The following is an 8,653-nucleotide window of genomic DNA, read 5'->3' as shown; positions in this document are numbered from 1 at the left end:
CGAGACGGGCGGCGACGCCGACATCCCCACCGCCCCGCCGTCAGAGAGCCCCACCACCAGCGCCCCGCCCTCCGACCCCGGCACCTCCCAGCGGCCTCCCAGCGGCCCGACGAGCCAGCCCACCGACTCCGGCACACCCACCGTGCCGCCGACCGAGCCGCCCACCGACCCGCCCCAGCCGACCAACGGCGGTACGGTCGAGGGCGATCAGGGCGGCACCACCGACTCCGGCGGGACGACAGGTGATACCGGCGGCGACTGGGACGGCGGGAACACGTCGCAGGGAAGTACGGCCGCCCGTAGCGAGTGGGACGGGGACTGACCGGCGACCGCCGGCCGGAGCCGCGGTCGTGACACAGCGGGCAACCGCCTAGAGGTACAAGCCCGTTGAGTCGTCGGAGCCCTGCAGCCGTTCGGCCGCCACCGCGTGCAGATCGCGCTCCCGCATCAGCACGTACGCGACTCCGCGGACCTCGACCTCCGCGCGGTCCTCCGGGTCGTAGAGCACCCGGTCGTGCGGCTCGACCGTACGGACGTGCTGCCCGATCGCCACGACCTCAGCCCACGCCAGCCGCCGCCCCACGGCAGCCGTCGCGGGGATCACGATCCCGCCCGAGGAGCGGCGCTCGCCCTCCTCGATGTCCGTACGCACCAGCACCCGGTCGTGCAGCATGCGGATCGGCAGCTTGTCGTGGTCCGGCGCGCGGCCGGCAGACGTCTCGGAACTCACGGCAAGACCGTATATCAGCCGCTCAACCGCGCCGACGCCGCGTCGACAGCGCGTACAGCCCGCCCACGATCGCGATCGCGACGAGCGCCACCGGGATCACCCGCTCCAGCCGCGGCGACCCGTCCGCATCGACCAACTGCGCCCGTACCGCGGCGGTGGCCTTCGCCTTCGCGTCCCCCGCGATCGTTTTCGGGTGTACGCGTACGGCGATCTCATCCAGCGTCGCGGCGAGATCCCGCCGCCTGCTGAGGATGTCCGCCTCGATGTCCGCGGGGGTCCTGGCTTCCGACACCGCACTGCCTCCGTCGCTCATCAGTCCAACCCGTCAAATCCGTCCGGACAGTCTGTCAGCCTTCCGCGTGCGATGCCCCACGGCACCCCCGGCCCACCGGGCTGCGGCTACCCTCGGTGCGGACGAAAGCGACCCCGAGGAGCACAGATGACCGATCGACTGCAGCCCGGCGACACCGCCCCCGACTTCTCCCTGCCCGACGCCGACGGCAAGCAGGTCTCGCTCGCCGGACACCTCGCCGGCCAGGGCCGCAAGGTCATCGTCTACTTCTACCCCGCCGCCCTGACCCCCGGCTGCACCAAGCAGGCGTGCGACTTCACCGACAACCTCGACCTGCTCGCGGACGCCGGATACGACGTCATCGGCGTCTCACCCGACAAGCCCGAGAAGCTGGCCAGGTTCCGGGACAAGGAGAGCCTCAAGGTCACGCTCGTCGGCGACCCGTCGAAGGAGACGCTGGAAGCGTACGGCGCCTTCGGCGAGAAGAAGCTCTACGGGAAGACGGTGACCGGCGTCATCCGCTCCACCGTCGTGGTCGGCGCGGACGGCACCGTGGAGCACGCGTTCTACAACGTGAAGGCGACGGGCCACGTCGCGAAGCTCATCAAGGACCTGGCGATCTGAGAAGTCACTCCGTGAACTGCTGAGCCGCTCCACCGGAGGTGGCGTGATCACCTCTCGAGGATGTGATCGATCTCAGCCCCGGCCTTCTGACCGGGACCCGCTGGCCCGAAAGGCGTAACCCCCGGACCGCTCCGTCGTTTACCTGTACGAGGCGGGGACGTGTGTGCGTAAGGGGGAACGCCGGGATGCCGGTCCGGTACACGAGGGAGCAGCTGGCCGCCGCGGTCGCCGGTGCGTCGACCTGGGCGGGCGTCATGCGCACGCTGGGTCTGCGGGTCAGCGGCGGACAGCGCCGCATGCTGCAGGAGGACGTCGCCAAGTACGGCCTCGATACAGACCACTTCACTCGGCGCAGTCCGTGGAGCAAGTATCCGGACGACGCCATCGCGGCGGCCGTGGCGTCGTCCTCGACGCTTCGCGAAGTCGTCGGCAAGCTGGGCGCCAGACCCGCGACGGGGACGCTGTCGCACATCCGGCGGCGCATCGCCGCAGCCGGGATGGACGTCAGCCATTTTCCCGCCTTGAACCGGCCCAAATGCGAGCTGCCGTTCTCCGACGACGAGCTGAGAAAGGCTGCCGCGTCCGTGCGTAGTCTGCGGGCACTCGCGCGTGCCCTGGACGTGCCGGACGACGGCCGTTCGCGCGCGGCGCTGCGCCGGATGCTCCACGCCGCAGGGGTCAACGTCTCGCACTTCTCCCACGCACGTGTCGCCGTCCCGGACGCCGAGCTCCGGCAAGCCGTCGCCCACAGCCCCCACTATGCCGGGGTGCTTCGATCACTGCGGATGCCGGTGGATGAGGTGAACCGGCGGCGGGTGCAGCGGCGCACGGGTCGGCTCGGCCTGGACACCAGCCACTTCCAGCGACGCAGTCGCCTCCCGAGGCAGGTCACTCTGCCGAAGCCGATCGCCCATGAGGTCTTCGCCCTGCTTCCCGAGGGTTCGCCGCGCACCAAACGCGACCGGTTGCGCAGAGCCCTCGACGAGATCGGTGTGCCGTACGCATGCGTACGCTGCGGCAACTCCGGCGCATGGGACGGAGCGCCACTGACTCTTCAGATCGATCACATCAACGGTGACTGGCGTGACGACCGCAGAGACAATCTGCGGTACCTGTGCCCCAACTGTCACGCGATCACAGAGACCTGGTGCGGGCGCAACCGGCGGCGGGGTTCCCCGTCGACCGACCATGCGTCGCAGTAGGATGTGCGGGCCACGCGCGAGTGCTGGAACTGGTAGACAGGTCGGGTTTAGGTCCCGGTGCCTTCGGGCGTGAGGGTTCGAGTCCCTCCTCGCGCACACGTGAGCCCCCACCCCCGGTAGCCCGGGGTGGGGGCTCGTTCGTTCATCCGCCCCCACTACGGGCTCAGCCCAGCAGCTCCCGTACCGCCGGGGCCAGGGCGCGGAAGGCCTTGCCGCGGTGGCTGATCGCGTTCTTCGCCTGCGGGGTGAGTTCCGCGCACGTGCGGGAGTCGCCGTCCGGCTGGAGGATCGGGTCGTAACCGAAGCCGCCCGTGCCCGACGGGGCGTGCCGGAGGGTGCCGTGGAGGCGGCCCTCGGCGACGTGCTCGGTGCCGAAGGGGGAGGCGAGGGCCGCCGCGCAGGCGAAGTGGGCACCGCGGTGTTCGGCGTCGATGTCGGAGAGCTGGGCGAGGAGCAGGTCGAGGTTGGCCTTGTCGTCGCCGTGCCTGCCTGCCCAGCGGGCGGAGAAGATGCCGGGGGCGCCGCCCAGGACGTCGACGCACAGTCCGGAGTCGTCGGCGACGGCGGGGATGCCGGTGGCCACGGCCAGGGTGCGGGCCTTGAGCAGGGCGTTCTCGGCGAAGGTCACCCCTGTCTCCTTGACGTCGGGGATGTCGGGGTAGGCGTCCGCGCCGACGAGCTCCAGGTCGAGGCCGGCGTCGGTGAGGATCGCCTGGAGTTCGGTGACCTTGTGCGGGTTGCGGGTGGCGAGGATCAGTCGGCGGGGGTGGGTGGGGTGGCTGGGGGCGCTGCTGCTCATGCGGCCGATTATCCAGTGCGGGTGGCGCCGGTGCCCAGGGTGGGCGCTATTCTCGGGCGTACAGGCCGACAGGGGAGTGACGGGGAGGGGCGGGACGTGGTCTACCGGACCGTGAGCGCGTGGCGCATGTACCTCTCCGCGCTGCTGCTCTCCTTCGTCGGATTCCTGTTCGCCGAGGCCGGGTTGACCACGGCACTGACCGCCGCCGCGACCACGGCCGCGGTGCTGCTGCTGTGTCACACGGTGCTCGGCGCCGTCGTTCCCGGCGCGCCGTCGGTGCCCCACGGGCGGATCCGTACGGCGATGCGGGACCGTGAGCGCCGCACCTCGTTCCTGCCGCAGCGGGACCCGGACGCCGCGGGGCGTCCGCGTCCCCGGGCGCCCGGCCGTCGCACAGCGACGGCCGCGTAGCGCTCCCCCTGATCCTCCGCATGTCCGGCTGAGCCTGCGCGCTCGTCACGCCGATCCCTCTCCATCGATCCGGCACGACGAGACCCCGTGGAGGGCTCAGCCATGTCTTTTTTCAGTTCATTTGTCGCGCATCTGTCCGACGTCCTCGATCCGTTCTTCGGCGCCTCCGCCACGGCGGCCGCGATCGTGGTGTGCACGCTGTGCGTCCGGCTCGCGCTGCATCCGCTGGCCCGGGCGGCCGTACGGGGTGAGCGCGTAAGGGCGCGGCTCGCACCGCACATGGCCGAACTGCAGCGCAGGCACGGCAGCGACCCGGAGCGGCTGCGGCGGGCGCTCGGCGAGCTGCGGGCGAAGGAGGGGGCCTCGCCGGTGGCGGGGTGTCTGCCGACGCTGCTCCAACTCCCGGTGTTCTTCGCCATGTACCACCTCTTCACGAGCGACGACGGGCTGCTGGGGCACACCCTGCTGGGTGCGCCGCTCGGCGGACGGTGGATCGGCGCACTGCACGCCGGTGGTGTCTTCGGCGCGCAAGGGGTGGTGTATCTGGGGGTGTTCGCGCTGGTCGCGGCCGTGTCGACCTGGACGTACGCGCGTACCCGCCGGATCGCGGCCGAGGCGCCGGAAGCGAGTGAGGGTGCGGCGAGGATGGCCCGGCTGCTGCCGCTGCTGTCGTTCGGCACCCTGATCACCGTGGCCGTCGTGCCGCTGGCCGCCGCGCTCTACGTCGTCACCAGCACCACCTGGACGGCGGTGGAACGGGCCGCGCTGGGGGCCGGGCGACCCAGCCGGCCCGGGCGGCCCGGGCGGCCCGGGCGAGATGCTCACGTCACGGCGGACCGGTCCACTACGTGAACAGGGGCTTGTCGATCTGAACGCCCTCTTGGAGGATCGGCCGTTCCCTTTCGGCCCTCGATCACGGGAGTAGGACCTTGAAGTTGCTGCGTGTCGGATCGCCGGGGGCGGAACGCCCCGCACTGCTGGACGAGGCCGGTGTGCTGCGGGACCTGTCGGGCGTGGTCCCGGACATCGACGGTGCCTTGTTGGCCGACGAGGCGGCGCTGGCACGGGTGCGGGACGCGGCCGGTTCTGCGGCCGGGGGCGCCGAAGCGCTGCCCGCGCTGGAGACGGCCGGTCTGCGCACCGGGCCGCCCGTCGCCCGTATCGGCAAGGTCGTGTGCATCGGGCTCAACTTCCACGATCACGCGCGGGAGACCGGGGCGGCGATCCCGGGGGAGCCGATCATCTTCATGAAGGCCGCCGACACCGTCGTCGGCCCGGACGACACGGTGCTGGTGCCGCGCGGCAGTGTGAAGACCGACTGGGAGGTGGAGCTGGCGGTGGTGATCGGCCGCACCGCCCGCTATCTGGAGACGGAGGAGGAGGCCCGCGGGGTGGTGGCCGGTTACGCGGTGGCCAACGACGTCTCCGAGCGCGCCTTCCAGCTCGAGCGCGGCGGGCAGTGGGACAAGGGCAAGAACTGCGAGACGTTCAACCCGCTGGGACCGTGGCTGGTGACCGCGGACGAGGTCCCCGACCCACAGGCGCTCGGCATGCGCCTGTGGGTCAACGGTGAGCTGAAACAGGACGGCACGACGGCCGAGCAGATCTTCCCGGTGACGGAAGTGGTGCGGTACGTCAGCCGGTTCATGACGCTCTACCCGGGCGACGTCATCAGCACGGGCACGCCCGCGGGTGTCGCGATGGGGCAGCCGGAGCCTAAGCCGTACCTGCGGGCCGGTGACGTGGTGGAGCTGGAGATCGACGGACTGGGCCGACAGCGGCAGGAGTTGAAGAACGCCTGACTCCGGTCCGCTGCCGGGCGCCCCGGGTCACGCCAGGCCCGTCGTCACCGTCCGGGACTCGGCGGCCGAGGTGCGGGCCGCCTCCAGCACGCGGAGGGTGGCGACGGCCTCCTGGGCGGTGACCGGTGGCGGCCCGCCCTCGCGCAGGGCGGCCACGATCCCGGCGTAGTAGGCGGGGTAGTCGCCGTCCAGCGTCGGTACGGGCCGCCGGGCGTCCAGGTCGCCCAGCGTGCCCCAGCCGGACTCCGGTTCCACGCCCCACCGTCCACCGGGAACCGGGCGGGCGCCCTCGCGGAGGGCGGCTTCCTGCGGGTCGAGGCCGTTCTTCACGTACGCCGCCTCACTGCCCAGCACCCGGAAGCGTGGCCCGAGTTGCGCGGCGACTGCGCTCATCCACAGGTGGGAGCGGACTCCGCCCGCGTGGGTGAGGGCGATGAAGGTGTCGTCGTCGGCCTCGGCGCCGGGGCGTCGCACGTCGGACTCCGCGTAGACGGAGGTGGCCGGGCCGAACAGGGTCAGGGCCTGGTCGACGAGGTGACTGCCCAGGTCGTAGAGGAGTCCGCCGACCTCGGCCGGGTCGCCGGACTCGCGCCAGCCGCCTTTCGGCTCGGGCCGCCACCGCTCGAAGCGCGACTCGAAGCGGCGGATCTCGGCGCCGAGCACACCGTCGGTGACGAGTGAGCGCACGGTGCGGAAGTCGTTGTCCCAGCGGCGGTTGTGGAACGCGGAGAGCAGCAGGCCCCGTTCGTCGGCGAGGGCGGCGAGCGCTTCTGCCTCGGCCGCGGTGGCGGCGAGAGGTTTGTCCACGACGACGGGGAGGCCGGCTTCGAGAGCCTGGCGGGCGAGTGCGACGTGCGTCCGGTTGGGGGAGGCGATGACCACGAGGTCGAGTGAGTCGGCGCGCCCGAAGAATTCGTCGGTGGTGGCGAGCGTGCGCATCTCCGCGCCGTGTTCGGCATGCACCTGGGCCCGTCGCTCGGGGTGGGCGGTGACGATGGTGTCCAGGGTGAGGCCGGCGGTGGCGGCCACGAGGGGCGCGTGGAAGACGGAACCCGCCAGGCCGTAGCCGATGAGGCCGACGCGGAGCGGCGGTCGAACGGGCGGGGGCACGGATTCGGCAGCTTCCTTACGGTCCATGGGACCACTTTCGCAACGCGGTTGCGTAAGCGCAAGCCGGGCGGACAATGGGCGTATGAGCAGGGAATCCGGCATGAGCAGCAGTGACCGCAGTGAGCCCTCTGAGCCCTCTGAGCCCAGTGACCCCGGCGAACCCGGCGAACCCGGCGAACCCGGCGAACCGAGTGAACCGGTGGTGCCCTACGGCACCAGCGCCGCCCGCGTCCTCGGCCTGCTGCGGCTCGCGGGCCGGGACGGTGCGAGCCGCAGCGAGCTGGCCGACCGCACGGGGCTGACTCCACAGGCCGTCAGCAAGATCACCGCGCGGCTGCGGTCGCACGGACTGGTGACGGAGGCGGGCCGCCGGGCCTCGACCGGCGGCAAGCCGAGCACCGTACTGCGGCTGGCGCCCGGCGCGCGGCACGCGGTGGGGATGCAGCTGGACCGGGACCAGTTGACCGCCGTCCTCGTCGACCTCTCGGGCGGCGTGGTCGCGGAACGGACCGCTCCGCTGGATCTGGACGCGGGTGCGGAGGCGGTGCTGGACGCAGTCGAGTCGGCGGTGCACGGGCTGGTCGGCGCGGCTCTCCCGGCGCTGAGCGGAGCCGTCGCGGTGAGCGGCCGCATCGCGGCGGTGGGCGCCCAGGGTGCGGAGCTGCGGCAGCAGGCGGCCGAGGAGGGCGAGCTGTGGACGGTGGGGACGGAACCCGAGCCCGCTCGTGGTGTGGCCGTTCCGGGGGAGGGGGCGGGCGCCGACGAAGAGCGGTACGCGGTGGCGGAGGAGGGCGAGTTGTGGACGGAGGACGGGCGGGGCGCGGAACGCGGTGGACGGGCGGAGCCTGCGCCGGGGTCCGAGCCGGAGCCGGCGGCGGAACCGCAACCGGAAGCGGAGCCGGAGCCCGTCGGAGTCGCCGGACGGTGGGGAAGCGTGCTCGGCGTGGGGGTGGCCGCGCCCGGCCCCATGGGCCTCCGCCGTGGCGTCACCGCCCAGACCGATCGGCACTTCCCCCGATGGGCGGGACATCCGCTGCGGGACGCGCTGGCCAGGCGGCTCGGCATGCCGGTGGTCATCGACAAGGACACCAACGCCGCCGCGCTGGGCCTCGCGCTGCGCGGACGGGAATCCCTCGCCTATCTCCATCTCGGGACCGGGCTCGGGGCCGGGCTGGTGCTGGACGGGCGCGTCCACCGGGGGAAGCGGAACGGCGCGGGCGAGTTCGGCCACCAGGTGCTGCGGCTGGACGGACCGCAGTGCCGGTGCGGCAGGCGCGGCTGCGCGGAGGTGCTCTGCATGGATGCCGTACGGCGCGGGGACACCGGCGAGGCGGCCCGTGTCATCGGCGTCGGCGCCGCCAACCTCGTCAGCCTGCTCGACATCGAGCGGGTGCTGCTGGGCGGCCGTACGGTGCTGGCCGACCCCTACCCGTACATCGACGGCGTCACGGCGGAGCTGCGGAGTGCGGGTGCGGGCAGGGGCGCGGGCGAGGGCATCCGCGTCGAGGTCGCGCCGGGCGGCGTGCGGGCCGTGGCGGAGGGTGCCGCGCAGCTCGTCCTCGCCCCCCTCTTCGGCCGGACGACCGGCTCCACCGCCCGGCCGGTGCCGTGACCGGGAGCCTTCGGCGGTGCTTCCCGGCCGCAGCACCGGCCTTCACCACCGGCCGTTAGGCTGGCCGTGGC

Annotated in this window: 10 protein-coding genes, 1 tRNA gene and 1 pseudogene; 8 read left to right on the top strand and 4 right to left on the bottom strand. The window is 72.6% G+C overall.

Translation table 11 applies throughout. From position 1 onward, the window contains the following. Positions 1–322: pseudogene (locus ACRDP3_RS00865) on the top strand (hypothetical protein); the annotation flags it as partial. 48 nt (positions 323–370) lie between these two features. On the opposite strand, the gene ACRDP3_RS00860 reads toward ACRDP3_RS00865, so the two are convergent. Then, complete coding sequence (locus tag ACRDP3_RS00860) at positions 371–673, bottom strand: GroES family chaperonin (RefSeq protein ID WP_431514836.1); 303 nt, start codon at positions 671–673, stop codon at positions 371–373. 79 nt (positions 674–752) lie between these two features. Further along, complete coding sequence (locus ACRDP3_RS00855) at positions 753–1,022, bottom strand: DUF3618 domain-containing protein (RefSeq protein ID WP_431514834.1); 270 nt, start codon at positions 1,020–1,022, stop codon at positions 753–755. 147 nt (positions 1,023–1,169) lie between these two features. Between ACRDP3_RS00855 and bcp the strand changes: the two genes are divergently transcribed. The 3 genes from bcp (at position 1,170) to ACRDP3_RS00840 (ending at position 2,944) form a co-directional block, all read left to right on the top strand. Further along, a complete protein-coding gene (gene bcp, locus ACRDP3_RS00850; protein WP_431514833.1) occupies positions 1,170–1,646 on the top strand; it encodes a thioredoxin-dependent thiol peroxidase in 477 nt (158 codons plus the stop codon). Positions 1,647–1,831: 185 nt separating this feature from the next. After that, positions 1,832–2,848, top strand: a complete 1,017-nt coding sequence (locus ACRDP3_RS00845) for an HNH endonuclease signature motif containing protein (protein ID WP_431514832.1) — start codon at positions 1,832–1,834, stop codon at positions 2,846–2,848. 14 nt (positions 2,849–2,862) lie between these two features. After that, a tRNA-Leu gene (locus tag ACRDP3_RS00840) sits at positions 2,863–2,944 on the top strand. 67 nt (positions 2,945–3,011) lie between these two features. On the opposite strand, the gene rdgB is transcribed toward ACRDP3_RS00840, so the two are convergent. After that, on the bottom strand, positions 3,012–3,647 hold the full coding sequence (gene rdgB / locus ACRDP3_RS00835; RefSeq protein ID WP_431514831.1) for an RdgB/HAM1 family non-canonical purine NTP pyrophosphatase: 636 nt from the start codon (positions 3,645–3,647) through the stop codon (positions 3,012–3,014). 126 nt (positions 3,648–3,773) lie between these two features. On the opposite strand from rdgB, the gene ACRDP3_RS00830 reads away from it, so the two are divergent. The 3 genes from ACRDP3_RS00830 to ACRDP3_RS00820 all read left to right on the top strand — a co-directional run bounded on the left by ACRDP3_RS00830 (position 3,774) and on the right by ACRDP3_RS00820 (position 5,860). Continuing rightward, positions 3,774–4,058 (top strand): DUF6412 domain-containing protein, encoded by a 285-nt coding sequence (locus tag ACRDP3_RS00830; protein ID WP_431514835.1) that lies wholly within the window; start codon positions 3,774–3,776, stop codon positions 4,056–4,058. A gap of 102 nt (positions 4,059–4,160) precedes the next feature. Continuing rightward, complete coding sequence (locus tag ACRDP3_RS00825; protein WP_431514830.1) at positions 4,161–4,910, top strand: YidC/Oxa1 family membrane protein insertase; 750 nt, start codon at positions 4,161–4,163, stop codon at positions 4,908–4,910. 77 nt (positions 4,911–4,987) lie between these two features. Further along, positions 4,988–5,860: a fumarylacetoacetate hydrolase family protein gene (locus tag ACRDP3_RS00820; protein WP_431514829.1), complete on the top strand. Its 873-nt coding sequence runs from the start codon at positions 4,988–4,990 to the stop codon at positions 5,858–5,860. Positions 5,861–5,887: 27 nt separating this feature from the next. Here the strand turns inward: ACRDP3_RS00820 and ACRDP3_RS00815 are convergent, their stop codons facing one another. Then, positions 5,888–6,997 carry a Gfo/Idh/MocA family oxidoreductase gene (locus ACRDP3_RS00815; RefSeq protein ID WP_431514828.1) on the bottom strand — a complete coding sequence of 370 codons (1,110 nt, stop codon included), beginning with the start codon at positions 6,995–6,997 and terminating at the stop codon, positions 5,888–5,890. A gap of 73 nt (positions 6,998–7,070) precedes the next feature. Here ACRDP3_RS00815 and ACRDP3_RS00810 point away from each other — a divergent pair, with 73 nt between their 5' ends. Then, positions 7,071–8,582 carry an ROK family protein gene (locus ACRDP3_RS00810; RefSeq protein ID WP_431514827.1) on the top strand — a complete coding sequence of 504 codons (1,512 nt, stop codon included), beginning with the start codon at positions 7,071–7,073 and terminating at the stop codon, positions 8,580–8,582. The last annotated feature ends 71 nt before the right edge of the window (positions 8,583–8,653 follow it).

Source organism: Streptomyces sp., from assembly GCF_050698815.1.
Lineage (GTDB): Bacteria > Actinomycetota > Actinomycetes > Streptomycetales > Streptomycetaceae > Streptomyces.
This window is presented reverse-complemented; position numbering and strand designations above follow the sequence as displayed.

Coding starts and splice junctions, on each gene's coding strand:
- ACRDP3_RS00830 (WP_431514835.1), top strand. CDS start 3,774: ATGTACCTCTCCGCGCTGCTGCTCTCCTTCGTCGGATTCCTGTTCGCC.
- ACRDP3_RS00860 (WP_431514836.1), bottom strand. CDS start 673: ATGCTGCACGACCGGGTGCTGGTGCGTACGGACATCGAGGAGGGCGAG.
- ACRDP3_RS00825 (WP_431514830.1), top strand. CDS start 4,161: ATGTCTTTTTTCAGTTCATTTGTCGCGCATCTGTCCGACGTCCTCGAT.
- ACRDP3_RS00810 (WP_431514827.1), top strand. CDS start 7,071: ATGAGCAGCAGTGACCGCAGTGAGCCCTCTGAGCCCTCTGAGCCCAGT.
- ACRDP3_RS00815 (WP_431514828.1), bottom strand. CDS start 6,997: ATGGACCGTAAGGAAGCTGCCGAATCCGTGCCCCCGCCCGTTCGACCG.
- rdgB (WP_431514831.1), bottom strand. CDS start 3,647: ATGAGCAGCAGCGCCCCCAGCCACCCCACCCACCCCCGCCGACTGATC.
- ACRDP3_RS00845 (WP_431514832.1), top strand. CDS start 1,832: ATGCCGGTCCGGTACACGAGGGAGCAGCTGGCCGCCGCGGTCGCCGGT.
- bcp (WP_431514833.1), top strand. CDS start 1,170: ATGACCGATCGACTGCAGCCCGGCGACACCGCCCCCGACTTCTCCCTG.